The sequence below is a fragment of the Photobacterium aquae genome (genome assembly GCF_001029445.1).
Classification (GTDB): Bacteria; Pseudomonadota; Gammaproteobacteria; order Enterobacterales; family Vibrionaceae; genus Photobacterium; species Photobacterium aquae.
Genome location: NZ_LDOT01000001.1, coordinates 160,728 through 187,714 on the forward strand (window position 1 = coordinate 160,728; position 26,987 = coordinate 187,714).

The 26,987-nt window shown below is 49.9% G+C and carries 20 protein-coding genes; 9 read left to right on the forward strand and 11 right to left on the reverse strand.

What is annotated here, in order from left to right:
* From ABT56_RS00695 to ABT56_RS00715, 5 genes are all read right to left on the reverse strand, one after another.
* A complete protein-coding gene (locus ABT56_RS00695; RefSeq protein WP_047876964.1) occupies positions 1 to 738 on the reverse strand; it encodes an outer membrane lipoprotein-sorting protein in 738 nt (245 codons plus the stop codon).
* Positions 739 to 847: 109 nt separating this feature from the next.
* Positions 848 to 2,122, reverse strand: a complete 1,275-nt coding sequence (locus ABT56_RS00700; RefSeq protein WP_047876919.1) for an ABC transporter permease — start codon at positions 2,120 to 2,122, stop codon at positions 848 to 850.
* The gene (locus ABT56_RS00705) at positions 2,110 to 2,808 is read right to left on the reverse strand and encodes an ABC transporter ATP-binding protein (RefSeq protein WP_047876920.1); all 699 of its coding nucleotides are present in this window, start codon (positions 2,806 to 2,808) and stop codon (positions 2,110 to 2,112) included. Before ABT56_RS00705 ends, ABT56_RS00700 begins: the two co-directional genes overlap by 13 nt.
* Positions 2,809 to 2,818: 10 nt before the next feature.
* On the reverse strand, positions 2,819 to 3,469 hold the full coding sequence (locus tag ABT56_RS00710) for a hypothetical protein (RefSeq protein WP_047876921.1): 651 nt from the start codon (positions 3,467 to 3,469) through the stop codon (positions 2,819 to 2,821).
* Between the two features lie 266 nt (positions 3,470 to 3,735).
* A complete protein-coding gene (locus ABT56_RS00715; RefSeq protein ID WP_047876922.1) occupies positions 3,736 to 4,398 on the reverse strand; it encodes a CatB-related O-acetyltransferase in 663 nt (220 codons plus the stop codon).
* 77 nt (positions 4,399 to 4,475) lie between these two features.
* On the opposite strand from ABT56_RS00715, the gene ABT56_RS00720 reads away from it, so the two are divergent.
* Both ABT56_RS00720 and yieH read left to right on the forward strand, forming a co-directional pair.
* Positions 4,476 to 4,994: a hypothetical protein gene (locus ABT56_RS00720; protein ID WP_047876923.1), complete on the forward strand. Its 519-nt coding sequence runs from the start codon at positions 4,476 to 4,478 to the stop codon at positions 4,992 to 4,994.
* A gap of 102 nt (positions 4,995 to 5,096) precedes the next feature.
* A complete protein-coding gene (yieH, locus tag ABT56_RS00725) occupies positions 5,097 to 5,762 on the forward strand; it encodes a 6-phosphogluconate phosphatase (protein ID WP_047876924.1) in 666 nt (221 codons plus the stop codon).
* A 29-nt stretch (positions 5,763 to 5,791) separates the two neighbouring features.
* Here yieH and ABT56_RS00730 read toward each other — a convergent pair whose 3' ends face one another.
* Positions 5,792 to 6,508: an MOSC domain-containing protein gene (locus tag ABT56_RS00730; protein ID WP_053062340.1), complete on the reverse strand. Its 717-nt coding sequence runs from the start codon at positions 6,506 to 6,508 to the stop codon at positions 5,792 to 5,794.
* A 377-nt stretch (positions 6,509 to 6,885) separates the two neighbouring features.
* On the opposite strand from ABT56_RS00730, the gene ABT56_RS00735 reads away from it, so the two are divergent.
* The gene (locus ABT56_RS00735; protein WP_047876925.1) at positions 6,886 to 7,527 is read left to right on the forward strand and encodes a bifunctional 4-hydroxy-2-oxoglutarate aldolase/2-dehydro-3-deoxy-phosphogluconate aldolase; all 642 of its coding nucleotides are present in this window, start codon (positions 6,886 to 6,888) and stop codon (positions 7,525 to 7,527) included.
* Between the two features lie 435 nt (positions 7,528 to 7,962).
* On the opposite strand, the gene ABT56_RS00740 is transcribed toward ABT56_RS00735, so the two are convergent.
* Entirely contained in the window at positions 7,963 to 10,236 is a 2,274-nt protein-coding gene (locus ABT56_RS00740; RefSeq protein ID WP_053062341.1) for a patatin-like phospholipase family protein, read from the reverse strand.
* 161 nt (positions 10,237 to 10,397) lie between these two features.
* Complete coding sequence (locus ABT56_RS00745; protein WP_047876926.1) at positions 10,398 to 12,392, reverse strand: replication initiator protein RctB domain-containing protein; 1,995 nt, start codon at positions 12,390 to 12,392, stop codon at positions 10,398 to 10,400.
* A gap of 1,336 nt (positions 12,393 to 13,728) precedes the next feature.
* On the opposite strand from ABT56_RS00745, the gene ABT56_RS00750 reads away from it, so the two are divergent.
* The 5 genes from ABT56_RS00750 to ABT56_RS00770 all read left to right on the forward strand — a co-directional run bounded on the left by ABT56_RS00750 (position 13,729) and on the right by ABT56_RS00770 (position 20,519).
* Positions 13,729 to 14,943, forward strand: a complete 1,215-nt coding sequence (locus ABT56_RS00750) for an AAA family ATPase (protein ID WP_047876927.1) — start codon at positions 13,729 to 13,731, stop codon at positions 14,941 to 14,943.
* An 8-nt stretch (positions 14,944 to 14,951) separates the two neighbouring features.
* Positions 14,952 to 15,926, forward strand: coding sequence for a ParB/RepB/Spo0J family partition protein (locus tag ABT56_RS00755; RefSeq protein WP_047876928.1), 975 nt, complete (start codon positions 14,952 to 14,954; stop codon positions 15,924 to 15,926).
* Positions 15,927 to 16,054: 128 nt separating this feature from the next.
* Entirely contained in the window at positions 16,055 to 18,196 is a 2,142-nt protein-coding gene (locus tag ABT56_RS00760) for a tRNA(Met) cytidine acetyltransferase TmcA (protein WP_047876929.1), read from the forward strand.
* A gap of 187 nt (positions 18,197 to 18,383) precedes the next feature.
* Positions 18,384 to 18,764, forward strand: a complete 381-nt coding sequence (locus tag ABT56_RS00765; protein ID WP_157037753.1) for a hypothetical protein — start codon at positions 18,384 to 18,386, stop codon at positions 18,762 to 18,764.
* Positions 18,765 to 18,860: 96 nt separating this feature from the next.
* Positions 18,861 to 20,519, forward strand: coding sequence for a DUF342 domain-containing protein (locus ABT56_RS00770; protein ID WP_084722118.1), 1,659 nt, complete (start codon positions 18,861 to 18,863; stop codon positions 20,517 to 20,519).
* 50 nt (positions 20,520 to 20,569) lie between these two features.
* Here ABT56_RS00770 and ABT56_RS00775 read toward each other — a convergent pair whose 3' ends face one another.
* The 3 genes from ABT56_RS00775 to ABT56_RS00785 form a co-directional block, all read right to left on the reverse strand.
* Positions 20,570 to 22,528 (reverse strand): EAL domain-containing protein, encoded by a 1,959-nt coding sequence (locus ABT56_RS00775; RefSeq protein WP_047876931.1) that lies wholly within the window; start codon positions 22,526 to 22,528, stop codon positions 20,570 to 20,572.
* 329 nt (positions 22,529 to 22,857) lie between these two features.
* Positions 22,858 to 24,132, reverse strand: coding sequence for a sigma-54-dependent transcriptional regulator (locus tag ABT56_RS00780; RefSeq protein WP_047876932.1), 1,275 nt, complete (start codon positions 24,130 to 24,132; stop codon positions 22,858 to 22,860).
* Entirely contained in the window at positions 24,129 to 25,955 is a 1,827-nt protein-coding gene (locus ABT56_RS00785; RefSeq protein ID WP_047876933.1) for an ATP-binding protein, read from the reverse strand. The genes ABT56_RS00780 and ABT56_RS00785 overlap by 4 nt, the downstream gene beginning before the upstream one ends.
* A gap of 308 nt (positions 25,956 to 26,263) precedes the next feature.
* On the opposite strand from ABT56_RS00785, the gene pdxH reads away from it, so the two are divergent.
* Complete coding sequence (gene pdxH / locus ABT56_RS00790) at positions 26,264 to 26,902, forward strand: pyridoxamine 5'-phosphate oxidase (protein WP_047876934.1); 639 nt, start codon at positions 26,264 to 26,266, stop codon at positions 26,900 to 26,902.
* Positions 26,903 to 26,987 lie beyond the last annotated feature (85 nt).

The window sequence follows — 26,987 nt, forward strand, 5'->3', positions numbered from 1 at the left end:
CTAAAGCTCCGAGACGCCATTTCGGGAAAGATAGGCGGGGTTGAAATACTTATCGGCCAATGCAGACGGCGCAAACGCCACATATTCAATCACCGTTTTCCGCTCGGGCTGGATCTGGTCGAGCAGGGTCATCGCAACCACAGCCGGTGAGCCATCCCGGATCCCGCGGTGATAATAGGCAACCTTGGCCATTTTCCCCGAGCGAAGATACAAATTGGCCTTGAGCGGAAAATCACTCCCCGCCTCAAGCCAGAGCTCGATCCGGTGATAGCTCGCCCCACCCAGTGTCGCCTCTAGCACCAATTTATTAGCCAGCACCGGCTTACCATCAATAGCCTCTATCGTTTCGCTGCCTCGCCACTGGCCGGCGTAGTCCTGGCTCCAAGTCAAGGTCGAGATATCCCCCACCGACGCCTCGCCAAGCAATTTCTGCATCGGGGTGATCCTGATCGGACGTCGGCTCTTGGGCATCAACAGCCAATAGTTATCACCAAGCATCAACATTTTCTGCCCGGCCTCCACGTCCGATTTGAACACAACCAGTGACTCACGCTTCGCCCGGGTATAAACATGGTAACGGCGGCGCTTATCGAGTGAGCCCTCCTCATACAGGCTGACTTCCGACACCACCTTGATATCACCACCATCGCTGCGGTAGTGATCGGCTCTGGCCAGCATCTGTCCGGCATCCTGCGTTTCCGTGCTGGCAGTCGTTGCTTTCCCGGCCATATCGGCCATCTCCGTTGGCGTCCCCCACACCGCTGAACATAATGCCCCCCACAAAACGAACACCGTGCCAATCGCCTGCAATAATTTCCTGCCGCCCCTTACCTGTTCAATCCATAGCCTATACATATGCCAATGCCTCCGTGATCGGTCTGCCAACCCCTTTTCGTGCCGAAAACCATGCCGCCAACAGGCAAATGGCCACACACCCTATTGTTGCCGCCAGTACCAACGGCCATGAGAAATACACCTGCAGCGGATAACCTTCGCTGTGTCCGGGAGGAGGCGGCATCCAAATATCCGCGACCATGAAAAACACCGAGGCCGACGCCGCCAGCAGTGCCCCGGCAAGGCTTCCCAGCACCGCCAGCAAACCTGCCTCGCGCAAGAACCCCCGCACCAATTCCGAAGGAGGGGATCCCAGTGCCATCAAGGTCCCGGTCTCCCGCGTTCTTTCGGCTACCGACATCGTCATGGTATTGAACAGAGCCACAAAGACCACCAGCCCCAAAATGCTACCCAGCAGGCCGAATATCCGATCGTAAAGTGCCCTGACGCTGGTATAGAAGAATGCCCGCTCATGCCACGGTGTCATCGCCAGCTCACCCTCCACGAACTGCTCTGCCCAGCCTCCGATCAGACCGGAAACTCGCTCGGTATCCGGCGTATCGAACAAAAACACCGACAGGGTACTGATCCGGTTTGAGTCCAACAGTGACTGCGCCGTATCGAGATGAATATACAGTTGGCGCTTATCAAGCTCGGGAACACCGGTAGAGAAAATCCCCCGAACCTTGAAGTCAATCGCATTCAATGCCCCGTGGCGGGTTGTTGCCAACAAGGTTGCCCAGTCACCCACCCCAAGCTGCAGATTGGCCGCCAGCGCCTCACCAAGCATAATTTGCGGCTCGGCGGGGTTGTAGCGAGGTGAATTCACCGATGACAGGGTTTTCCCCTTGATCATGGTCAGAAATGGCCCTTTCATCGCAAACTCCCTCGCCGTCACCCCCGTCCCGGTAAAAATCGTCGACTTATTGCCATTTGAGACCAGCCCCGACAGGTAAATCCTTGGCTGGAGCGAGCGAACCATAGGCGATGACACTATCGCCTGCTCCAACGCCGAGTTGCGCTCGAGACCATTGCTGAGCGGCATCTCCTCATCTTTTTCGAAAAATCCGGGCTGGCTCAAAATCAAATGGCCGCTATCTCGCGCTGCCGCCTCTTGCAGCGAGTGGTAGGTATAGAGCCCGAATCCCCCCGCCACCGACAGCGCAAATACCGCAATGGCAATGATCGTCACCGAGAGCAAACTACGGCGGCGATTACGCCAGATATTGCGCCACGCCAAACGGTAGCTCTCGCTATGTGATATAACACGCAGTGTTAACTTGCCCATGACATCCCCTCCTCGCTGATCTGGCCATCGCATAACGTCATCACCCGATCGCATTGCCTAGCCATCCGGGGATCATGGGTTGCGATGACAAAGGTCGTCCCTTGCCGGTGCCCCAGAGCCTTCATCAAGGCGATAATCTTGCCGGCGCTCTGGCTATCAAGACTCGCCGTCGGCTCGTCGGCGATAACCAGTGAGGGGCTGTGGACCAGCGCCCGTGCAACGGCAACCCGCTGCTGCTGGCCACCGGAAAGATGATCAGGGCGGTGATGGATGAACTCGGCAAGGCCAACCGCTTCCAACATCTCAGTCGCCAAACGGATCTGAGTATGGCGGTCCATGCCGTTTAGCATCAGGGGAAAACAGACATTCTCCAATGCGGTCATCACGGGGATCAGGTTAAAACGCTGGAAAATAAATCCCATCTTGCTCCGACGTAACGTAGCTGCCTGCCTTTGTTGTACCAGCCTCCCGGCCTTTGGCATCACCTCGCCATCCAGCACCACGCTGCCGTCGTATGCCATATCGAGCAACCCCAAAATATTCAGCAGGGTGCTCTTCCCCGAGCCGGATGGCCCACAAAGGGCAACCATTTCCCCCCGCTCAATTTGGCCGCTCACCCCGCATAACGCATTGACCCGCTGCCCTCCGAGGCGGTATTGGCGCTGAAGATTCTCAAATGTCAGCATTGTCTCCTCCTTACAGGCCACGATCCGAGAACACCAACGTCCTTGCCTTCAGGGTTTGAGGATGATCCTCGTGTCTCTCCCCCATCTCGGCCAGCCATGCCTCGGCTTGAACCCAGTCACCGCTACGCAGCGCCGCCTCGATGGCACCGCCGTAAATCCATGCCGTCGCCTCAAAGTTCGCCGACCTAAACGCAGGCTCGGCCAATAACCCAAGGTACAGGTCGTATCCGTGGTCGAGTTGGTTGAACAAATCCGGCAACTGGCTCAGAGAAATCGCCGCCACCGCACGGGCCAGCATATTTTCCGGCAGCCCCTGCACAATATCCGGCATAGCCTGCGCCTTGTCCTGAGCCATCGCGTCAATAAGTCCAAGCCCTTTCTCAATGCTGGCAACGCCCTGCTCGACGTACTTCATCTTGTTCCACGGCAAAAAGGCATCACGCCCCTGCAGCATTTGAGTGCTTCCCAAATAGACCAACGTTAAAGGTGTCGCGCCTTGCTGTTCAATCAACCCATTGAGTTGGTGGTACACCTCTTCGACCCGATCCTCGTTCCCCATCGCCGCCTCGTTATAGGCGTTGATCAACGCACTGTCCGGTGCGGCATATGCCATATGCATCCCCACAACCCATAACGAAGCCCACAACCCTATTTTTTTCATTTCGCAATCCTCGCAATCCCTATCAGGTAAACCGAATACCCGTCTTGTTGTATTTGAGAGTACGGCCAATACCGCACCATTGCCGCGCGATGCGACAAACGGTCAATAATGGGAGTGGATGGTAGGAACGCGGTAATGCGTAGGGAAAAAGAATATAAATAGGAAGACGACAAGAGCATCAATGAGGGAGGGGGAATTAAAACACAGCAGGCCAGCATAATGCTGGCCTGCTTGGCATACCGAGAAGCGAACGGTGTGGCCGCCTGCTATTTCTGCTGGTGGCAGTAACGCTGATAGAGTGCATCAATATCATTGCTGCACATCAAATCCATATTGGCCTGCAATTGGTCAAGTGGCCAGTCCCACCACTTCATTTCGATCAGCTTGGCAACCAAGTCCTCGTCGAAACGTTTTTTGATCACCTGCCCGGGATTCCCCACCACGACAGCATAGGGCGGCACATCTTTGGTCACCACTGCACGGGCCCCAATCACCGCCCCGTCACCAATAGTCACCCCCGGCATAATGACGCACTCGGAGCCAATCCAAACATCATTGCCGATCACCGTATCTCCAGCCCGCTCGAAACCGGATTTCACCTTGTCGCCAAACTTGCTGACATCAAACGGGAATGACGACACCCAGTCATGGCGATGCCCCTGGTTGCCAGCCAGCATAAAGGTCGCCCCCGAGGCAATCGAACAGTACTTGCCGATGATAAGCTGATCAACCTCGCCAAATATCCCCGATTCCCATACGGCCCGGCTGGAATGATCCCCGAGCAAATAGCGAACACAGTGATCCTCAAAATGCTTATCGTGATAATACCCCGAATAATAGGTATGCTCTCCTACCCTGATATTAGGATTATTAACATGCTCCCTGACTTCATACCCGCCAAGCCATGACGGAAAAATAGATGAAGACATAGCTACCCCTTATAATATTTGGCCATCCACCCAGACGTGTAAGCCGAAAACAGGCCATCATCGACAAGGAGCCCTCCATGCCGTTACAACAACTTTATTCAGCCTACCTCGGCGAGCTTTATGGCATTGCCTTTTTCACTGCTTTTGCCCAGAAGTATAGTAATGATAGCCACATCAATAAATGGCAACATCTGATACAAGTAGAACAAATTACTGCCAACAGGCTCAAAAATGGCTTAGAGGCGGCCAATTATCCTTGCCCGAGTCAAGATGACGAGATGGAAAACAAAGGGCTCGAAGACGCCGAAAAATGGTTGGGACTGGATTGGCCTACCCTGATCGACACCATGATCCCGTGGGTTGAACCTTACGCCCTACGCTACCGCGAACAAGCCGCAGCAGCCACCGAACACAAGGAGCTATTCGAGCTGGTCCAGGCTCACGAAGATGCTATTTATGAGTTCCTGCTGGCAGAGCAACACGAAAATGATAGTGGATTAGCGATACTAGCAGATTTCATTGCCGCCTACGCGCCAACAAGCCCCTCATCGGCCCAATGCACGCCACACAGCACAAAAACGCAGCCAGAGAAATAAAATGAAGAGAGCCAGCTAACACTTTGCCGATATCGCCATTGTCGCCAAACCCGGCCTGGATTATCAATCAAGCAAGGACAATTCTTGCCGGGGGGAAGAGTGATGGAAAAAAAGCATCCGACACGCTGTGTAATTTTTGATTGTGACGGTACCTTGGTGGACAGCGAAATTCTGTGCAATCAGGCCCTCGTGAATATATTCACCCGTCAAGGAGGACAACTGTCACTGGCAGAGTGCATCGCAAATTTCCAAGGTGGAAAAATTGTCGACATCCTTGCCGAGACTAAAGCCCGTACAGGCGTAACTACCTCCATCGACGAGCTAGAGCCCATGTACCGCGAAGAGTGCCGCCAGTTGTTCGAACAATACCTCAAGCCCATAGACGGTATCCCCGAACTGCTCGCCACGCTGGAAGCCAAGGGGATCGACATGTGTATTGCCTCCAATGGCCCGGTGTTCAAAATGAAGCACGCCCTCGGACTAACACAGCTCATGCCCTATTTTGAAGGCAAGCTATTTAGCGGCTTCGACGCCAGCAGCTGGAAACCCGATCCGGATCTGCTCCATTATGCTGCTATGCACATGGGGTACCGTTTGCAAGACTGCGTGTTCGTCGATGATACCGTCAAGGGAATACAGGCCGGGATCAATGCCGATGTCCCGACCTTTCACTACAATGCGCATTCCTCTGTAGGATCATACCTCCCACCACAGGTCACTACGCTTAGCAGCATGCTCGCGCTGCTCGACCATATCGAGCCGGCCTAGGTTTACACCCCATATAGCGAAGCCTGCGTTCAGCGGCTCGCTGTATTATCATCTGTCGGCTTTCGGCTTGAGCCGTATAACCGCCCCTGCCAATTTTCCACCTGCCCGCTATCAACCCGTTTGGCAAAGACCCGGGCAATTTCATTCCCCAGCGCAGGCAAAACACTCAGCTCAGCAGCAACGGCAAAGTTATCAGGTTCGATGTAAAGGTAATGCATGACTCTAGCAATCGACCATTGCGGGTTTGGACGCTTGATCACCACAATCTCATCGCCAACGGCAATACGTCCCCCGTCCAGAATCCGATAAAACCAACCGGTTACCGCATGTTGCTGAACATAATGAGCCATATCAGCAACACCAAAACGGTCATTGAGCTTGAAGCAAGGCGCACGCGGCAGGCTGATTTGTGCCCTGACATCACCGATCATCACTACATCACCGATACACAGCGTTTCCTCGTTCATACCGGCCGCAACGATATTCTCGCCAAAGCCCCCCGGCACAAGGCACCCCGAGGCGTCGGGAAACTGGTGACGCAAGCCATCATAGTGACCGCAGTCATATTGCAGCAATGCCCTTTCACTACCACCATGAAACGACTCAGCCTGCTCATCACCGACAATACCCAATTCGTTCACCACCACAGATTCAACCAACTGCTTGTCGATAGCACTGTCGCGGCCACCAGCGGCCATTGCCTGAACCTTTCCGAGACGCAGTTCCAAGACTTGTGATTTGACCACGTTCCCCACTCCTTTGTTGTGATTGTTGTGATTATAGCCAGCTGCCTCAAGTCGCTCATTTAAGCACACTATGGACATTTGAGGTAACTAGGAGATATAGGGTAACAGAACGCCCTACGACCTGTTAGCGCCAGTAATAGCCATAGTAGTAAATAATGAATCCGCTATTTATGCCCCATTGCTTACTGCGAACAAGATCCATATCAATGCGGATCAATGATCATGGCTAGATCCCGTAATGGGATCACCATCATTCAGCTTGATCATCGTTCTGGAGCCAGAGCTGAATCCCATTAATCCTACTAAAATTTTCAATGTGATAGAGCGAAGACGGTGCGATAATACACAGTGCGAACACTTTCGATTAAGGAACAATCATGACCAACTGGAAAATCGCCCCACAGACTGTTTTTGCCGCCTCGCCGGTTGTCCCTGTGATGGTTATCGAGCGCCTAGAAAATGCCCTCCCTATGGCAAAGGCATTATTGGCTGGTGGGATATCTGTATTCGAGATCACTTTACGAACCGACTGTGCCCTTGACGCTATCCGTACCATTGCCGAAGCCATGCCGGAAGCAATGGTAGGAGCAGGAACGGTTCTGACGGCCAAGCAATACGACGACGCCGTGGCAGCGGGAGCCAAGTTCGCAATCTCACCGGGTATGACCCCAGCCCTGCTCAACCATGCCAAAAACGGCAACGTGCCACTGATCCCCGGGGTGGCGACGCCATCCGAAATCATGCAGGCTATGGAGCTTGGCTATACGGATCTGAAATTCTTCCCGGCCGAAACCAACGGCGGAGCCAAGGCACTGGCAGCCATCGCAGCAGCGCTGCCGCAAATCAGCTTTTGCCCTACAGGCGGTATCAACCCGGCCAATGTCGAGCAATACACAGCCTTGAAATGCGTGGCAACCGTGGGCGGGTCATGGATGCTCCCCAAAACGCTCATCGATAACGGTGACTGGACCGAAATAACCCGCCTCTCACAAGAAGCTGTGGCCTTGGTTAGTCGCTAAGCCATCCTGTAATTATCTGTTATTCCCCTCCCCCGCTGTTGGCAAACTCAATAAGATATCAACAACGGGGGGAGAAACACAGCTACCCAACCAGCCCCTTCGGGGGCTTTGGTGCCCGGCGGCTTGAATTTTGGGCAAAAAAAAGCGAGCCGGTCGATGGCTCGCAAAAATAACTCATATATTGCATTTCGAGAGGGTGACAAAGTCTGCGCCGCCATCCATGACGGGCAACCACTTATCTCATCGAAAGGGACAAAGGTTATATCCGGGCACTATATTGACCTAAAAATACAACTCGATGTCAGAAAATTGTCAAAATGCGTCAAATAATAGCTTTTTTTTAGCTATGCGTTCCATTTATTACGCAACGATCATGGTCAAAAACCACAAACTACAAAGTTTATCGCATAAATCGCCCTATCCAGCGCCCCTTCCTTAGTCAAAAACAGTACCGACAGAGAGATATATTGAATGCTCGCCGCCCTCCGCCTGACCATAGGCGAAATAGATCGGTCCCAACGGTGAGTCCAACCCGACAAACACACTACCGGCATTGAGGGTTTCCCCCCAACTGATATTCTCGCCCTGATCCCACACATTGCCTTTTTCGATAGAGGCGCCGATATACACAGGGATCGACAGCGCACCGAAATTGTTCTCCATCAACTGGTAGCTGTAAATCAAGCCAGTAAACAGGCGGTAGCGCCCATTGAGCTCATAGCGATGGTAGCCCGACATATTGAACAGGCCGCCCAGATCCTGGACGTAAATAGGCAGTAAATCGTCGCCCTCACTGCCGGAGAACTTACCGATAGCCAGCAAACTGTGTTTGTCATAACTGATCGGCTTAAACAACTTGACGTCGTAGTAGACGTTGTCATCTTCGAATTCATCCAACGCATTGACTTGGCTGGTACTCGTCCCCATCCCCAGCTCAGCTTCCAATAGCCAGCCCGTCCGAGGGAAGAACATATTATCCAGATCGTCATAGACAAAGGCCATATAAGGCCCGTGGACATCATAATCCTGGCGGTTGATCTGGTTCGTTTCCACCACCTTGCCACGCTGCCCACGGTAACCCAGCGTCAGGGAGCTCCATGGCCGCAGATTCCATCCCAGCTCGGCAAATCCGTGGAAGACCTCATACTCGGTCTCGACCACGCTTCCCGGCTCACGGCCTATGAAATCCGCCTGCTCCTCGGACAAGCGGAACTGGCGCAGTTCTCGGTTCCACCCCGCCCCAAAATTGGTAAACAGCGTCTTCTGGTAGTCCAGAGGGAAATAGAAACTGGTATGGATCTGTTTCCAGCTACCGAGCAGCCATTCAAACTGCCATTCACCGCCCTTGTCAGTCAAATCAGTATAGATATACTGTGCGCCGAAGGAGAAATCCGAACGATTGGCAAAATCGTCCTCAAACGCAAACTTGAAATTGAGATAGCCCGGCCCCCAGCTTTTCTCGTTGATATCCATCACCAGCACATTGACCCCCTCTTGATGATCAATCTGGTAGGTGATCCGCTCGAAAATATCTTCGCTGTTTAGTCGTTTGACAGCCCGATCCAGCTCGCTGGCACTGATCACCCGCCCGGGCTCTAGATTGAGCAATGCCCTTAATGCGGCATCGGAACGACGAGTTCCATTGATGATGTCAATTCGGTCGATGTAATAGGCAGAGCTCGCCGTCAAACGGCTACGTCGATCGAGCTTGCTCGCCCGGTAGGCTTGATATTCATCAGATGATACCTGATAGCGCAATAGCTCAGGCAAAGCCGCCAGTGCCACTTTCCGACCGGCCGCGTAGGCCAGCTCCATCTTGTCAAAATCAGGGGCCAGCATAAAACCGACTTCCGGCTGAAGATACGTATCGCGTTCTGTCAGCAGTGCCTTTTGCTGATCGGCACTGGAATTGGTCATGAATGTCGTCAGCTGGCCGATAATATTGAACGCACTGCCCAACTCCGCCTCGGCAAACAAGCTATCGCGCAAATCCACCGCGATAACCACATCGGCCCCGAGCGATTTGGCCACATCAACGGGCATATTGTTGACCACGCCACCGTCGACCAGTACTTGATCATTGATCCGTACCGGCTGCAGGGCGCCGGGCACCGTCATCGATGCCTGCATCGCCGTTGCAAGGTGGCCACCATCGAGCACAACAGGCTTAACCCTGACAATATCCGTGGCAACCGCCCGGTAAGGTATCGCCAGCTGATCAAAGCTGTCGAGCCTTGGCAAATTGCCGGTCAATTGGCCAAGCAGCGTTGCCATGCCCTGCCCCTGAAATGCCCCCGACTTGGACTGGTAGCTACCATCGATATCAATACCGATATCAGTGTAAATCTGATAATCGTCATTTTGTTTTTTGCGGCGCAGAACAAGATCATTGCGTCCGACCCGATCCTCATAGCCGGAAGACCAGTCGGCCTTCAGCGTCCGACGGTACAGTTCATCGGCCGACAGGCCCATCGCATAGATCCCGCCGACATAGGCTCCCATACTGGTACCGGTCACAATATCAACCGGGATCCGGTTTTCTTCCAATACCGATAATACGCCAATATGGGCCGCCCCCTTGGCTCCGCCGCCGCTAAGGGCAACGCCAACTTTCAAACGCTCTTCAGCAGCCTCTGTGCCAGGGGCGGCACACAAAATAGAAATGGCCAATACAGCCACATGCTTGCCGTGCAAAGCCAGCCAACCCATGCCTAATCCTTTCTAAAGACAATAAAAGAGATATACCCAAACTACTTCAATTTGCCCGCTAGGCTCAAGTGAGAATCGGCATGCAGCCGGGTCAATCGTACGGAAAGATGATCAAGCTACTATAGCTTGATCATTAGAGAGAGGGGATCAGACGATCAATGTCATTGGGCCATATCGTCAAGGGCTGTCATAACCTGCTCGTTGTAGTGCCCCTCGAAGACCAATTTGCAAACCTTGCGACGCACGGCAAGGCCGGAGATCAAACGCTCAATCGACAAATGACGTGCATCTTGCTGCTCGTTGTAAAGCTCGATGGTCCGGCTAAGCGTCTCATACGGGACAACCTCACCGCTGACCCGCAGCCAATCAAGCTTCTCCAGCAGCGTATGGCACTCTTCGCTGATTGCCGATGCAGAGTGACCACTCATTGCCGATAACGCCGTTATACTGCGTTGCAGGGCCTCTGGAGAGGTGTATTTAGACAAAGTTATGGTCAATTCATCTGCGTTGATTTCAACCAAATGCTTACGCAGCTTAACCCTGCGGCCGAGTCGCCCCTTGGTCCGCCCTTCCTTGCGCTGGATCGGCTCGAATTCGCCGTCAATAATTTCAGACAGCTGATCGAGCTCCTGCCGCGGCATAATTTCATTACGCAGCGGGTTGGGCATGGTCGGTGCCATTGAGCGCTTGCCTTCATTGGTCGTCTTGGCCCGCGAGAAGCGGATCACCTCATCGGCATCGCAACGAATGTCAATCTGGTAATCGCAATAGCGCTTGTTTTCCTCGTGCGGGGTAATCGTCAAATGATATCCCCACAAATTCACCGCAAACACATTATCGGTGATCTTGCCCTCGGCCAATTTGCGCAATTCGCGGATCAAATCGGTAGAAAAGCGGCGCCATTCAATATTGCGAGCCAGCTTCTGGTTGAGCTCGCTGAGCAGCATCGAATCATTGATCCGGCGTGACATCCGGCTCCGGAAAAAGGTGTAGAGCTGGAAGACCAACATGTGCTGGCGAAGGATCTCGGGCGGGAACAGGAAGAAATAATCCCGGGTCAGCAACTCGTCGAAAAACGACGGCTCCCAAACAAGAATATACAAATTAGGCTTGATCTTGATTTCGCCGTCATCGCCTTCCTTCGGTGCTTCCTCAGAAGCGGTGATGGTTCGGGCCAGAAAACGGAAGCGATCACTTTTGAATCCTTCCGGCATGTTGTCACTAAGCCAACGCCCAGTTAGTTCATGCAGCTGGAAGTCGGTAAACTCGATGCGATCGATACTCTCGCGGATCGAATCACGCGCGGGGCCGCTGTCTTTCTTGCCACGTAACGCCAGAATATCAGTAATGTATATCGGCGTTTTATTCCCCATGGTACGGGTCTGAATTTCGTAGTCAGCCAGATGATGATCGTGATACTGCACGGTCATTGTGAACAAGGCAAACAAGGTCATCAAATCATCAACCGTCATAATTGACTTGGACGATCGCGTTTCGATGATCGCTTTGGTTCCGCTGATCGCCACCATTGATTTTTGATAACTTTTCTTGGTACGAGGAGGCGCGAGCGCCTGATCGATGATCCCCGCCCAGCTTGTCGGAGAGACGACGATCTGATCTGCCTCATCTGGCATGGTTGGCGGCGTACCCAGGCCATGTTCGCTGAGTAGCTGTCGATTAACAAAATTTTGCGCTAAGGCTTTTGAACGTTTTTGTTTTGCCTGTGCTCTGCTTTGATCAGAATTAAGGCTGCCGGTGCCTAGTTGGGAAACAAGCAACGCCGGATTGATAAAATGATGTAGCATGGTCTTGCCAGCCAGACCTTCTTCGAAACGAACAGGCTGTTGACGAAACAGGCCAACACTCACTGCGGCACGCAAACGCTGCTGAATAGCCGCCCGGGTTAACTGTCCTTCGGTTGCTTCGACAAGTTCAGTTGTCGATACCATCCCGTCTTGAGTCGATAGCCCACGCAGTGAAATTAAATTCAAGAGTTCAATAATACTCTTGGTAACACCTTTGAAATGTTGGTACTGAGGTAGCCAGTCGATCAAATTTGCAGGTATGGCAAACAAGTGGCCATCTCGGTGCGTACGCGGCGCCTGAATAAGGATTTTTTCTGTATTTTTAGTTTCAGGAGTCGTTGGTGGGTTCATTGATCACTTGCCGTAGATACATCATTTTTCCGTGAAAGATTAATAGAAACAGATCAAGAAAGAAAGATCTTTTTATTATTTCTATATAACTGATCTTTTATGATTATTTTGATCTCTATGATTAACTGATCTTATGATCTGGTCAATTTTTCCATCGTAAGTTATTGACTTAAATAGGAATAAAAAAAGACCCAGATGGAACGATGATCAACATACTTCCGGAACGCTGATCAAAAGCCCTCCGTAAACATGATCATAGTCGATCCGAAAAGATGATCATCATAAGTTTGAAACGATGATCAAAACAATGTCGCAAGCATGATCAATGTAGCATTACAGTTTTCCCACAGACTTATCCACAGAGCGCTAGGCGTATTCCTAAAATCATCGTTTTTGCCCGTTAAATATAAGCGATTTCCACTGGAGCGATGATCATGATTGTGTATTTCAAACCTCGTGGAGCGGCCATTGCCCTCATTTCTGCGCTGTCAGTTCGAAACCTGCTGTTTATTTAGTCATATTCAAAATGACACTTACCGTAATCTTTGGAGATTTTATCATGTGTCCGGTGCGGAGAAATGATCAAGATGACAATCGTGTATTTCAATTCGTGGCCAGAACACGGTTACGTCATGATAATGCGCCATTTATTACGGCTGCTAATGCTTGCTCAGCCCTTGTCCAGTCTACATTTTCCGTAAATTAGCGGTACTTTATCATGCTTCCGTATTGTTTTGCGATTATTGATCTTCATCCTTGATCATTGTTTCGGATCCTTCCCTGCGATCGTTGATTCAATTTACATGGTTCATCGCCTTGATCATCGTTTCTGCTACGGCATGAATTGTCAGGAACAATGATCAAGCGTTAATCGATCAATCTTCGTTTTCTGGGCCTGTATCTATGAATATGTCTGACTTTTCCTGGTTTCAGGGTGATCGTTAGCCGATGAATCATGCATCTATTGATATTCAGGCTGAAATTGTCTGTTTCAGGCCGAAATCATAGTAATCTGATTTCGGATTAAGTTTGCAGCCACAAAGAGTGGCTTTAATTGAAACAGCATTGCCCGTAATTAAGCGGTATATTTTTACGCTTCCGGTAACTAGGCTTGATTTACAATGTAAATGAGTGACACCGTAACACTTTTGCGGTGTGGTTTATTTAGGGTAATTACCCATCTAGATTTAATAAATTGAGCCCGATTTTTTATGTTTTTTGCTTGATTTTTTGCTTTATGCTGAGATAAATATCACAGACTAATGTTCAGCTTTTTGTTGTTTTGCTTTCTGTTTGTTGTACAATCTATGCCAATCAGTAGATGGTGATGAAGATAATGAATAGGGAACAGACCATAGAAAACTTGCTCGATATCGCCGAGCAGACGAAACAGGTTCAGGCTGATCGAATCGAAATTGTCTTGGAAGAGCGCCGGGAGGAAATGTTCCCGCCGATGTCGAAGGCATTGATGGAATCACGCTCTGGCCTTACCCGCCGCAAGCTTGACGATGCCATTTCCAGGATGGAAGCGACAGGGCATCAATTTACAAAAAACAATGCAAACCACTACTCTATCACGCTCGAAGAAGCGCATAAATTGATGGAAGCGGCACGCAAACCTGCTTTTTACGAGCGCGAGGGTGCTGGCCGAAAACCTTGGATTGTCAATGTACAGAACCAAAAAGGCGGAACAGGAAAATCGATGACTGCGGTTCACCTTGCTGCTTGTCTTGCGTTGGACTTGGACAAACGTTACCGCATTTGCTTGATAGACCTTGACCCACAAGGCTCGTTGCGCCTGTTCTTGAACCCGCAGATCAGTGTCGGTGAGCAGGAAACCATTTATTCAGCGGTTGATGTCATGTTGGGGAATGTGCCGGAAGGCCAGCCAATTGACAAAGAGTTCGTGATGGGCAACGTTGTCATGCCGACTCAATACCCTAACCTGAAAACCATTGCTGCATTTCCTGAAGATGCGATGTTCAATGCCGATGCATGGCAGGATTTGGCTGAAAATCAAGATCTTAGCATTGTCCGTTTGCTAAAAGAGCGGGTGATTGACACGATTGCCGATGAATTCGATATTATTATGATCGATACCGGCCCGCATATCGATCCGCTGGTTTGGAATGCGATGTATGCATCGAATGCACTGATTATTCCGTGTGCAGCCAAACGTCTTGACTGGGCATCAACGGTTAACTTTTTCCAGCATTTGCCTACCGTTTATGAAATGTTTCCGGAAGATTGGCACGGCCTAGAATTCATTCGCCTTATGCCTACAATGTTTGAAGATGACAACAAGAAACAAGTATCTGTCCTGACTGAAATGAACTACCTGTTGCGTGATCAGGTGATGATGGCAACAGTTCCCCGCAGCCGTGCGTTTGAAACCTGTGCAGATACGTACAGTACCGTATTTGATCTGACGGCTGCGGAATTTGAAGGTGGCAAGAAAACCTTGTCAACGGCCCAAGAAGCCATACAGCGCGTCGGCCTCGAGCTTGAGCGTGTGATGCATAGCCATTGGGCAAATTTGAACCGGGAGTAACGAGTTAGATGGCAATCAAAACCAAAGATCTGAATGCGCGCCTGTTCGGCAAGGCCGACAAACGCCGTGCGACGACGCCATCAGAAGCACAAACAGCCGCCCGCGACAAAGCATCAGTTATCGAGCTCGCAGTAGCCGGGGAAGAAACCGTAGCCTTTGAGCTGGTGAAAATCGCGGCAGGCGATGTTGCCAGCAAGACTCAGGTTTTTGCTGAAAACGCCCGTGAACAGGCATTTCTGAACGAACATGCATTGGCCGATATCCTTAATACCCTCAAAGATCGAGGTCAGCAATATCCGGCGGTAGGTCGCTGGCTGGCAGACGGACGAATTGAGGTATTGGACGGTAGCCGTCGCCGGATGTCTTGTATCCTTGCTGAAAAAGATTTTCTTATCTACGTTGGTAAGGGGATCAATGGCGAGCATGCAAAGTTTTTGTCCGATGTTGCGAATGCACACAAGCCGCTTTCGCTTTATGAGCGCGGTAAAGAGATGCAGGCTTTGCTTGATTGCGGGAAGGTTGCGGATCAAAAAGAGCTGGCCAAATACTGCCAGTGCAGTGAGGCACTGGTGAGTGGAGCCCTCAAGGCTGCCGCTTTGCCGATGGAATTGTTGATGGCCTATCCGAGCGTTGGTGAGCTGGGCCGTCCGACCATTGTTAAGCTGCACCGCCTTTATTTTGGTCTGGATAGCCAACAGCAGGCAGGATTTGTTTCTCAATTGGAAAAAGGCGGCGAGGCCTTGTGGAAGAGCATTGATGCGACGGGGATCACTCGAATTACCCGTGAAGTGACAAACATGCTCGAAGCGATGGGTGAGACAATCAAGCCAAAGGTTGAGATTGAAAAACCAAAGCCTCAGGAATTGGTCAAGGGTAAAATTAGTTATCTCCGAGATGGCGATAAGCTTCAGCTTAAAATGAAGAAGCTAAGTGAGCGTCAGATGGATGAAATTCTTGCCTATTTGAATGATTATTTGAAGTAAGCGTTATTGATAGTTATCTTTGATTCTATCTGTCGTTTGTAAAAAACCACGCCTAATGGCGTGGTTTTTTTCGTTCTGGCCACCGGGCTTGGTATGATTCAAGCAATATTTGGTTTACGAGTTTATCCATGCATTCTCTCAATACGTTTTGTTCTAATTTAATTGCTAGAGCTGCCCGTCATCATATTCGTTTGCTTGTTGTCGCTGAGGGTTCAAGTGAATGGGGCTCTCTGGTTGCCTCGCAATTTAGCCAATATTACTCCAGGGTACTTGTATGTGGAGAGCCTGTACTCGAATCCGCAACAACGGTTCCCTTCCGTCAGGCGCGTAGTCATCTTGGCCAGGAATGCGACTGCCTCGTCTACAACGGCTATTGTGGTTTTGAGGCTGAAGCGTTAGGCGCTCTTTCAGGAACAATCGTGGGAGGTGGCGCTATGGTGTTATTGCTGCCAGAGGATTTATTAACCCCCGATTCTCTATTTGAGCGCCGTATGCGAAGCCGTTTAAATGAGGCTGAGGTTATTCGTTTAGTGGAAGGTAAGCCGTTGCCTGACATTTCAGCAGTATTTGCCGGTACAGGTAGTGGCGTATTGCCATTCCCGGGGATGAATCGCCCTTCGCTTGATTATGGTGCCATAACAGAATCACAGCTGGCTGCGATTGAAGCGATACGCCGGGTGGTGACTGGCCACCGCAAACGACCGCTAGTTCTAACGGCCGATCGTGGACGAGGCAAATCTGCGGCAATGGGCTTGGCCGCGGCGAGTTTGCTGCGAGAGCGAAAGATCGCTATTGGTGTTGTTGCGCCTAGCTATCAGAGTTCGGCAACCTTGTTCCGTCATGTCGCAGAGCAACTCGGTCTCGAATTTATCCAGCAGAGAAAGTTGGCGATTGCTGATAGCTATCTGGAATTTATCTCGCCCGATAATTTGCTGCATCACACACCTGCTTTCGACTTAATTCTGGTTGATGAGGCCGCAGCGATACCTGCACCTTTGCTTAGTCAGATCCTTCAGCACTATAACCGGTTGGTTTTTGCTTCAACGATCCACGGCTATGAAGGGACAGGACGTGGTTTTGCCGTTAAGTTCAGGCAACAACTAGACAGTAAAATGCCTCAGTGGCGGGGCCAAGAGATTGATGAGCCCGTTCGTTGGGCAAAAGGCGATCCGCTTGAGGCTTGGGTCTTCAGTACGTTATTGCTTGATGCTGAATTGACACCATTGGCAGAAGAGATGATGACGCCGGCATCGTTGAGCTATCGGACGGTCGACAAAGAGACTCTGGCCACTGACGAGAAGCTATTGTCAGATGTATTTGGTCTTTTGGTTAACGCCCATTACCAGACATCGCCGTCAGATTTGGTAGCACTCCTTGATGATCCAGATTTATCGCTACATATCGCGCAGTGTGATGAGCTAGTGCTGGGGTGTGTCTTGGTTGCGGCGGAAGGTGGTTTTGCCGAAGACTTAGTTGCGGATATTCAGCGTGGCAAGCGCCGGCCCAAGGGGCATTTACTCGTGCAGTCGTTGGCTGCCCACCTTGGTATTGGCGAGGCTGCCGTCCAGACGGCAGGGCGGATTGTTCGTGTAGCGGTACATCCGCACTGTCAGCAGCAAGGTATTGGTAGCCATTTGTTGCGGCATGTCGCTGAATGGGGCGTTGGCAAGTTTGATTATTTGGGAACGAGTTTTGGCTATGTGCCAGAGTTGTTGTCATTTTGGCACCGTTCGGGCTACCAGGCCATACGGCTGGGTTTGAAGCGAGATGCTGCGAGTGGATATCCTTCTTTGCTGTGTGTGTTGCCTCTGACAGAGCAGAGTTCGGCGTGGTTGGAGGATGCTCGTCTGATCCACGGTTCGATGATGGCCGCTAATGCGAGCGAAGCGTTTTCGGCGATGGATTCTTATGAGTGGCTTCCGCTGTATCTTGATGCGATTGGCGGTCTTTCCGTTACCAATTTTTCATTGCCGGCTCCTCGCTATTACCAATTATTAGGCTTGTATATGGATGGTGGGTTGGGCTATGAACTGGTTCTACCGGCTTTGCAAACGTGGTTAATTGATTATTTGAATACGCTGGTGTTACCTATTTCTGAACCAGATCTTTTGAGAGATTGCGCGTTGATGATAGCCAAAATTATTCAGCGAAAGCCGTGGCCTGTAATCGTCGATGAGTTTGGTTTTGCTGGACGTAAACAGGCGGAGCAAGGTTTGCGAGACTGTGTTTCGCGTTATTGTGATTTACAGTGTAAATCTATCCTTTATTAAATTTCCGTTCTTTCCTTCAATTTACACTGTAAATTATGACGTATGATTTACAGTGTAAATCCCACAGAATAGCCGATTAACAGAATGATATACTGAAAAATAGTTTTGTATATTAAGTCTGGATTGACTAAGTTTTTATGATGCTCTTAAATTTTTTTGTGGTAGAAATATGTCACAGGGAGGATGAATGAGTACATCATACAACTTAACTGCTCTTCCTTGTCGGCTGCCATCTATTGCGCCGACGAAGCTGTGCCATATGCTGTATCAGGCCGGTCCACAAGGGGTCGCCGCTCGGCTGACTGCCTTACCGCTATCTATGCAAGACGATGATGCCCAATCGGTGAAGGTTATCGTCCAATACGTGAACCGAAGCCGCCTTTATTTTGACTCGCCGTTTAATCTTTCTCTTAATGATTGCTACCAGATGGTACTTCATCCGGTTGGTACCATAACCGGTGGTATTAGATTGCTAAGGCACAACAATCAGGGCCTTGGATGGCGCTATATATTTATAGCGGATAGCTGGATTGGCGAGCAGCATCTTCATACCTTGGCGCAAAATTAGCAGGTTGCCTCTCGTTGAACTGTGACATAGTGATTATTCTATAAATAGCGATATGCGGTAGAATTTGCAAAATAACTCACTATAGTTGGATTGATTATGGAAACTTGTGCGCAGGGATGTGTACTTTATCAGACCGAAAACCGCATAGTTAGGCTTAACCCCAATTCAATTTCCAGACCTTTATCCCGAGCAATGCTGCTTGAGCAACTTGAGCGTCTCAATGCTCAGAATTTCCGTCTCAACGAATCCGCCATTGACGCTGCTGTTCAGTATTCCCAAGGAAACTTATCCCCGTCTGAGCCGTTATTTAGCGAGTCCGCGCCGATTATTGCTGAGCCTGTTGATGCTGCAGTCAGTGTCGATATCACGGATGATGCCATGGTCGCGATATTGACGGTTGAGGCTCCGTTAGGTGGAAGGCCGCTGTCGGCATGCCAATTATTGAGTGCCCTCAAAGCTCGCGGAGTGGTGAAGGGTATAAGTAAAAAACAATTGCAACAGTTGTTTGTTGAGAGCAAATCATTGACGGCCGGCGAGCGGGTTTCGCTGCCCGTTGCGTATGGCAAGCCGGCGGTAGATGGCCTTAATTCGTCATTTGAACGTTTGGTTGTGGATGTTGCAACACGGGTGTTGCAGCCCCGAGCCAAAGAAGATGGCTCGGTGGATATGCGTGATCTTGGTAATGAGATGACAGTGAAAGCCAATCAGCCGCTCATGCTCAGAATGGAGGCTTCGGCGGGGAGCGATGGATTTACCGTTACGGGGGCATTATTGGCTGCGAAGGCTGGGCGTGTGCTTCCTTTTGCGGTTGGTAATGGAACGATGGTCTCTGATGTTGATCCTAACTTACTTGTTGCGTCACAACCCGGTATGCCAATCTTCAATGATAGTGGTTGTAGGGTTGATCCCCTGCTCGTACTTGATGGGGTGAATGTTGCAACTGGGCATATCGAATTTGACGGAAGCGTCTTGGTAAATGGTGATGTCGCAGCAGGAATGCGGCTTGTCGCGTCAGGGACAGTCACCGTCACCGGTTTTGTTGAGCTGGCGGAGTTGAGAGCTGGCGCTGATATCTTGGTGCAAAATGGCATTGTCGGGCGTCAGCATGAGCTAGATAATCTGGATTGTACGGTTTGCGCTGGCGGCAGTGTCGCATCTCGTTTTGCTCAGTATGCGAATATCAACGCTGGGAAGAATGCCACATTTACTCTTCATGCCCTGCATTGTCATATCACCGTTGGACAGGATCTTGAGGTGATGGATGTATTGAAACGGCAAGGTACCTTGAGTGGTGGCATCATCAATGCTGGGCGCAGTATCCGTGCGGTTTCTGTTGGGGCTGTTGCTGGTGTTCCCACGTCGTTGCATTCGTTCCTGAACGGTGCCCGGATGCGGGGAGGGCTAGCTCGACTATCAGCAGCATTGCAGCAGGAAAATGACAATGCCGATAAGACCAGGGCGCTTGAGCTGAAGTTATCAAAGCAAGCCGATTCGCGTCAGTTACTCGAGGTCGGGACGCATATTCGCCGAGCAATGGATTCCCACCGACACCGTATCGATGAATTACGCTGTGAGTATGATCTGGCGTTAGAGGAATACCAGCGAATGAGACGAATGGCCGAAGTCAGAATATACCAGCATCTATTTCAACGGGTATCCGTTCGTATTGATGAACAGCAGAAGATGATTGCTGAAGAGCAAGCTGCGGTGAGTATTAGGCTCGGTGAGAAGGCTCTCGATTTACAGGTTGTGTGATTTACAGTGTAAATCTAATTTACACTGTAAATCTCATGATGGCGTGCGGGTTAGAATTGGTTGGCAAGGGATGTTCGGTGTTTTTTCTGGCTCTTGTTATATTGTTGTTCGATGATATAGCCTTGGAAACCACTGACAAATAGATCGGAAAGCCTATCTAGTTGCGTCTCTGTTTCTACCCGCGTTGCTATTGTCATAATATTCAAGCTGTGGGCTGTGCGGCAAATTGATGACAGTAAGTTTATCTTAGCGTGGTCATTGAGCTGATGAGTATAAGAGAAATCAATCTTTACGTAATCAGGGCGGAACTCTGTCAGGTACTCTAGAGAGTTGAAATAGCGGCCAAAGCTATCGACCCCGAAACGGAATTTGTAGAAGCGAATGGCAGAGCAAAGTAGACCACAAGCATCTGGTGTTCTGATAAAGCTGCTTTCAGGAATTTCAAAGCATAGGCGTTTGCTTAGCTGTTTGTTCTTTTCAAGTATCTGGGTTAGCCAGCGGATAAATGACGGGTCGCTAACACTGTTTCCTGTCAGGTTGATGCTGATTGGGTCAAGGGTATGATCGGCATTGAGGCGATTGATGTGGAATGCGATAACATGGCGATCGAGCAACACACCAGCGCCAACGTCTTCAATGGCCCCTAAAAATTGTGCTGCTGAATAGCGCTCGGATGGTGTCTGAATCGCTGAGAATACTTCGAAGTGCTGAATGGCATCATTCTCGTCGGCAACGGGCTGGTAGTGGTATTCAATCTTGTTTTGATCAATCGCTTCGATAAGAAGTGACTTCCATTGTTGGCGACCAAGGGATAACGGCTTGGCGTTACTATCTGCAATGGCGTAAGGCTCTTGAGGATTTTGCACTGCCATCGCCAGCACGTTATCGAGTTGGGCAAGAAGTTGGCTCGACGGGGTTTGCTGGTTAACCATAAGCAGACCGATATGTACACAATCCGGCGTTTCGTTTTGGATGCTCTTTTGAAGTTTGTCATGAACGGTCAGCAAACTTTCGCCAATGGCCTTGAGTTTCTTCTCTGTGATATTCGGGGCTATGACGGCAAATTCATCGTAGGACAGGCGTGCGATGCTGGCATCACCATGAATGATGTTGATATTGATCCCTTCCGCAAGGCGTTTCACAAAGTCATCGCCTTTCTCATACCCTGATTGTTGGTAAATATCGTCTATCAATGTGGACTTTAAAATGATCACCCCGCCTTTGGCTTCACCTGTTTGCCATGAGTTCATCTGTGTAATGAAGAATTGACGGTTGCCCAGTCCCGATACGTTATCGCGGTAAGCTTGGTCTTTGAGCTTCACTGCTTCTTTGGCTTGCAGACGGAAATTCATTTCCAGTTGGTTGACCATATGGTTGATGGCGGTTGTGATGCTAAGGGCTTCTTGGCTCGAGTCATTACTGGTAATTGTTTTGAATTGGTTGCCCTGAATGAGATCTGCCTGCGTGGCGATATCGGCAATGGGCTTTATTTTTCGGCTCAGCAGCCATCCACCAATAACAAGCATTACGATAAATACAATGCTTGAAAGGAGGAGGTACTGAACGAAAATTTGCTGTAAAAGGCGTTCACGTTTAGATGGCGGTAGCTCAACGGTGAGCCTGGCAATATCCCCGTTATTGAGCTGCAGCTGACGGCTGATGGATAACGTGGGAATATCCAAAAACATCCCTAGTAGGCTTTGACTGCTGCTGTGAATTGTTGGTGTGACTGCATAGCGGTCGTTGTTGATAGCCAGTACAGCGCTTAGCTCTGGAGTTGGTTTTAATAATTTTTGCAAGCCTGCTTGGATGTCGGGATCGATCATATCATCGACTTGAATCTGGTTTGGTAACAACGTTGCCAGATAGTCGAGTTTGGATTGTAGGTAGGTCGTTGATTGGTTTGTCAGTGCCGTATTGACCATGTAGATATGTACAAACGAAACGGCAAGCATAAAACCAGTGAATATTAAAACTAGGCGACTCAGTGTGTGCTTGATTAGTGTCATAGCTGGATCTCGTACATGGAAGTCATTATTCCTAGACTCATTCAGGATAAACGTTTTAATCGGTTGGAACGTTGTATGCGGAATAGAGGCTATGCCCGATGTTAGCTATGTAGGGTCTACTCCGCGTGGTTAATTCAAAACGAAGAAATTATATAGGTACTAGAGGTATGCATGTGCCGATGGATTACGAAAGCTGAATATGTCTCCAAGTAAAATGTAATTCACAGGGTTCTTTCATACTAATTAATGAGGCGTATGACGATATTGGACGAGACTAGAATCTCTTGTCTTGTGTTGGTGGGCATGCTCGTGTATTGCACATATTGTCATTACTTATATTCGCCTTTATCAATATTGTATTTGCGCATTTTGTCGTAAAGAGTTTTTCTCGCGAGTCCTAATTCATGTTGGACGTCTTTCAAACAGCCTTGGTGGCGTCGCAAGGCATCATGAAGTAATTGGTTTTCAAAATGGGCAACGCGTTCACTCAATGTGGGTAGGCTTTGCGGATCATTGGCTGGGAATTTATGAGGAAGAGACAATGATGCTTTGTGTCCCATTAGTGCATACCGTTCGGCAAACAATCGTAGCTCTCGGACATTGTCATGCCATGGATAATCGAGTAACTGCTGTTCCAGATCTGCAGGAATCGGTGCGGCGTCCAATCCGAACCGGCTACAATCAGCGCGGAGGAAGTGATGAAACAGCGGCATAATATCTTCGTGTCTGCCGGACAGCGGAGGAATGGCAAGGTCAACAATACCGAACTTAAAAGCCAGCTTGGCAAGAAAGTGGTCTTGGTTGCTGGCGTTACGAATGGGAAGCGTCGTCGCTAATATCAACTTGGGGGGCTGTGGCGTAGCGAGCAAGTTTTTTAGGTCTATTATCGCCTGTTCGGGGAGTTGCTCTGCATGGCGAATGAAGAGGGTGGAGGGCAAGTCAATACCGCTGGTTTGGGGCGAGATATAGTGTGGAAGCTGTGAGTGGTGCTCACTTCTGTTGGCATCGATAGTGACGAAACTTCCACTATGGCGAGGGCTGTGGTCGTGAAGAAAGCGTGCCATCAAGGTCTTGCCTGTGCCGCTGTCACCATGCAGAATGATGGCTTGATCCGACAGGGCGAGGTGGCCTAGCACGCGTCGGATATGGCGGATAGCTGGGCTGTTTCCCATGATTTTTGGGCCCGGTCCGCTGTGTACTTCCAGTTCTTTTCGCAGTTCTCTGTTTTCCAACAAAAGTTCCCGTTTCTCTCCTGCTCGTTTTATCACATCCAACAGTTGCTCGGTTGAAAAGGGTTTCTCGATGAAATCATAGGCTCCAAGGCGCATGGCATCGACAGCGGTTGTAATATCGCCGTGGCCGGTGAGCATAATGACGACCAGCTCGTCGTCGATACGCAGTGCGTGCTCCAAAAAGCTGATGCCATCCATCCCCGGCATGTTGATATCGCTGATTACGACCCCGGGGTATTGGCTCGATAGCTCGCCCAACGCTGCCCGTGCGTTGTCGAAGGTCTGGACGTTGTAGTTTTCGAGTTCGAGAGTCTGGCCCAGAGAAAGCCGGATCGATTTGTCGTCGTCAATAAAAATGATCGGAAATGTCATTGTGACCCCGTAGGTTGGATTGGAAATAATAAGGTGAAGGCAGCACCGCCTTGCGGTCGGTTTTCTGCGGTCAATTGGCCGTGGTGGGCATGGACAAGCCTGCGGGAAATAGCGAGACCGAGGCCGAGGCCGTCTGTCTTGGTGGTATAGAACGGCTCGAATATTTGAGCTAATTGTTCTTGTTCTAAGCCTGCGCCGTTATCCCAGACTTGGCAGGCAAATTGGTTTTCAACTCGCCATCCGCGAATGCCGATTTGTGGGTGGCGAGAGCTTCTTACGGCATGAAGGCTATTGGTTAGCAGGTTGATGAGGACTTGCTCGAACTGGATTCTGTCGATTGCGATGAGAGTCGGCTGTTGAAGTGGTTCAATCTTTAGAGTGACACCTTGATTGACGATGTTGGTGTTGAGAAGCGAGACAGCAGAATGTATGGCGGCTGTAACATCCGTACATGCAGTCTGAGGGGATAAGACACTCTTACGGGAAAAAACTTTTAACCGGGCAATAATGCCGGCGGTGTGTACTGATAGTTGCGTTATTTCTCTGAGGTTGATCCCGACAGTTTCGTAGCGCTGTTTGGTCAGTAGCTTTTGGCTATTTTCTGCGTACGTACGGATTGCCGTGAGAGGTTGGTTGATCTCATGGTTGATACTGGCCGAGAGTTCTCCGAGCGTCGCGAGTTTGGCTGCCTGGATGAGTTCGGTTTGGGTCTGTTTTAGTTCTTCTTGGCTACGTTCGTACTGCTCAAGGAGGTGCTTGAGTTCACGGTTAGTGGTCAGGAGCTTGTCGGTACGTTTGGCTATTTTTTTTTCTAGTCCACGGTTGAGTCTGCTCAAGGCTTGGCGTGCGCGATAAGTTTGCCACCACGAATGAATAGCGACGCAGAGTAGGCTATAAACAGCGGCGAACATCATCACGGCCTGAAGCAGATATGGGATGATGGCAGATTGGGGAACCAAACCATAAAGATGCCATCCGTTTTTTGCCATCTGATGGTGGGACAACAAGAATATTTTACTCCCTTTGGGTTGTGGCAAAGGCAGGTTGTGTATGGGGTGATCGGTGATTGATGCCAATGTTGGATATTGCGTAAGGGGGGTGAGTTCAGTTTGGCCATACTGGCGAGATTGTATGATGCTGTCGCGGATATTCTCGGGGAGCTTGATCAAAGAATGGTAAAGCCAGTTCGTTTCCGAGCTATAAAATATGACGCCGTGATTGTCACTAAGGACATATTCCAACCCGTCAAAATGCCAAACATCTTCAATTATCGACAGATCAACTTTTACGGTTAGTACCCCGATCGTGTGATGGCCATCTTTTACCGGTGCTGAAAAATAATAGCCCCGTTTGTGTGAGTGTGCCCCTAACGCGAAGTAATGCCCTTTTTCTCCTGACTTTGCTTGTTGGAAGTATGGCCGGTAGTGGAAGTTTTGTCCTACAAATGAATCATCCAGTAGCCAATTGCTAGAGGCCAATGTAAGCCCGTCAAGTGCCTGGAGGTAGATAGCCTCGGCCTTGAGGTGGCCAGCCCAGCTTTTGAGTTGTTGGTTTATTGATTGAAAAGACTGTTCAGGTAACGGCTTTCCGTTGAGAGCTGAGCGCAATAGGGGAAGCAGACGTGGATCGTCTGCCAAAATTGTTGGCAATTGACTGAATCGATCCAGCTGGGCATCCACTTTGGTGCTTAGCATGCCGACGTTGGCCGCCAGTTTGTTTCGCAAATGCAGCTCGACTTGCTGGTAGGTAAGCAGGGCCGTGACTCCGGCTCCGAGAACGCCGAGTATGACAATGATGATTAGATAAATTTTTCGTTGGTACATCGCAAAGCCTTTTGGGGGCAATGTAGCAAACGTACAGTTTTGTTGCGTCGAGATAGGTTGCAGATATTGTTTTGACTTGTTGTAATTCGAGACAAGAGCCACACTTTTTGTGTATCGTATTTTCCCTAGCGTTCTATTCCCTAGTGACCTGAAGACAGGGTGGCACTTTTGTGCGGCTGAGTAGGGGGGCATATGGTTGCCATCTTGATGGTTGAGCGTATGAATAGGAGTTAATTTTGCGTTGAAATGAGCATCTAGGCTCGCTTGGGTATATGCCCAAAGGCAACTGATAATTTGCGGAGATAACAATGGAATTGTCTGATATTCGTCGTGATTACACACAAGGCGGGTTGCGGCGTAACGATTTGCCTCAATGGCCAGAGCAGCTATTCGAAAAATGGCTTAACCAAGCTATTGATGCCAAGCTGATTGATCCGACTGCGATGACCGTGGCAACGGTTGATGAGAACGGTCAGCCTTACCAACGAATCGTTTTGCTAAAGCATTTTGATAAAAATGGGTTTGTTTTTTATACCAATCTTGGTAGTCGCAAGGCGAGCCAGCTGGCGGGAAATCCCAAAATAAGCCTCCATTTTCCTTGGCATTCTCTTGAGCGGCAGGTTCATATTACGGGAACCGTCGAGCAACTGAGTAAGCTTGAGGTGATCAAGTATTTCAGTTCCCGTCCGAAAGAAAGCCAAATTGCAGCTTGGGCCAGCCGTCAAAGCAGTCGGTTAAGTGCCCGTCAGGCATTGGAGAGTAAATTTTTGGAAATCAAACAAAAATTTGCTAATGGTGAAGTGCCTGTACCGACATTTTGGGGGGGCTATCGTGTGAAAATTGATTCTGTGGAATTTTGGCAAGGTGGCGTAAATCGATTACATGACCGGTTTATCTATTGCCGTGCCGATGATGAGCGCTGGGAAATCGAGCGTCTTGCTCCTTAGAGCCACTGAAAAGAGCAGGTATCTGCTCTTTTTCTTTATCAGGAGATGGTCGAGGGGGGCGAGTCAAATTTCCTAATAGAATTGA

Excerpts from the sequence above, each read along its gene's own strand:
- ABT56_RS00780 (WP_047876932.1), bottom strand. The coding sequence starts at position 24,132 with ATGACATTTCCGATCATTTTTATTGACGACGACAAATCGATCCGGCTT.
- ABT56_RS00710 (WP_047876921.1), bottom strand. The coding sequence starts at position 3,469 with ATGAAAAAAATAGGGTTGTGGGCTTCGTTATGGGTTGTGGGGATGCAT.
- ABT56_RS00700 (WP_047876919.1), bottom strand. The coding sequence starts at position 2,122 with ATGGGCAAGTTAACACTGCGTGTTATATCACATAGCGAGAGCTACCGT.
- ABT56_RS00765 (WP_157037753.1), top strand. The coding sequence starts at position 18,384 with ATGAGTACATCATACAACTTAACTGCTCTTCCTTGTCGGCTGCCATCT.
- ABT56_RS00715 (WP_047876922.1), bottom strand. The coding sequence starts at position 4,398 with ATGTCTTCATCTATTTTTCCGTCATGGCTTGGCGGGTATGAAGTCAGG.
- ABT56_RS00770 (WP_084722118.1), top strand. The coding sequence starts at position 18,861 with ATGGAAACTTGTGCGCAGGGATGTGTACTTTATCAGACCGAAAACCGC.
- ABT56_RS00740 (WP_053062341.1), bottom strand. The coding sequence starts at position 10,236 with ATGGGTTGGCTGGCTTTGCACGGCAAGCATGTGGCTGTATTGGCCATT.
- ABT56_RS00750 (WP_047876927.1), top strand. The coding sequence starts at position 13,729 with ATGAATAGGGAACAGACCATAGAAAACTTGCTCGATATCGCCGAGCAG.
- yieH (WP_047876924.1), top strand. The coding sequence starts at position 5,097 with ATGGAAAAAAAGCATCCGACACGCTGTGTAATTTTTGATTGTGACGGT.
- pdxH (WP_047876934.1), top strand. The coding sequence starts at position 26,264 with ATGGAATTGTCTGATATTCGTCGTGATTACACACAAGGCGGGTTGCGG.
- ABT56_RS00705 (WP_047876920.1), bottom strand. The coding sequence starts at position 2,808 with ATGCTGACATTTGAGAATCTTCAGCGCCAATACCGCCTCGGAGGGCAG.
- ABT56_RS00755 (WP_047876928.1), top strand. The coding sequence starts at position 14,952 with ATGGCAATCAAAACCAAAGATCTGAATGCGCGCCTGTTCGGCAAGGCC.
- ABT56_RS00745 (WP_047876926.1), bottom strand. The coding sequence starts at position 12,392 with ATGAACCCACCAACGACTCCTGAAACTAAAAATACAGAAAAAATCCTT.
- ABT56_RS00720 (WP_047876923.1), top strand. The coding sequence starts at position 4,476 with ATGCCGTTACAACAACTTTATTCAGCCTACCTCGGCGAGCTTTATGGC.
- ABT56_RS00775 (WP_047876931.1), bottom strand. The coding sequence starts at position 22,528 with ATGACACTAATCAAGCACACACTGAGTCGCCTAGTTTTAATATTCACT.
- ABT56_RS00785 (WP_047876933.1), bottom strand. The coding sequence starts at position 25,955 with ATGTACCAACGAAAAATTTATCTAATCATCATTGTCATACTCGGCGTT.
- ABT56_RS00735 (WP_047876925.1), top strand. The coding sequence starts at position 6,886 with ATGACCAACTGGAAAATCGCCCCACAGACTGTTTTTGCCGCCTCGCCG.
- ABT56_RS00760 (WP_047876929.1), top strand. The coding sequence starts at position 16,055 with ATGCATTCTCTCAATACGTTTTGTTCTAATTTAATTGCTAGAGCTGCC.
- ABT56_RS00695 (WP_047876964.1), bottom strand. The coding sequence starts at position 738 with ATGGCCGATATGGCCGGGAAAGCAACGACTGCCAGCACGGAAACGCAG.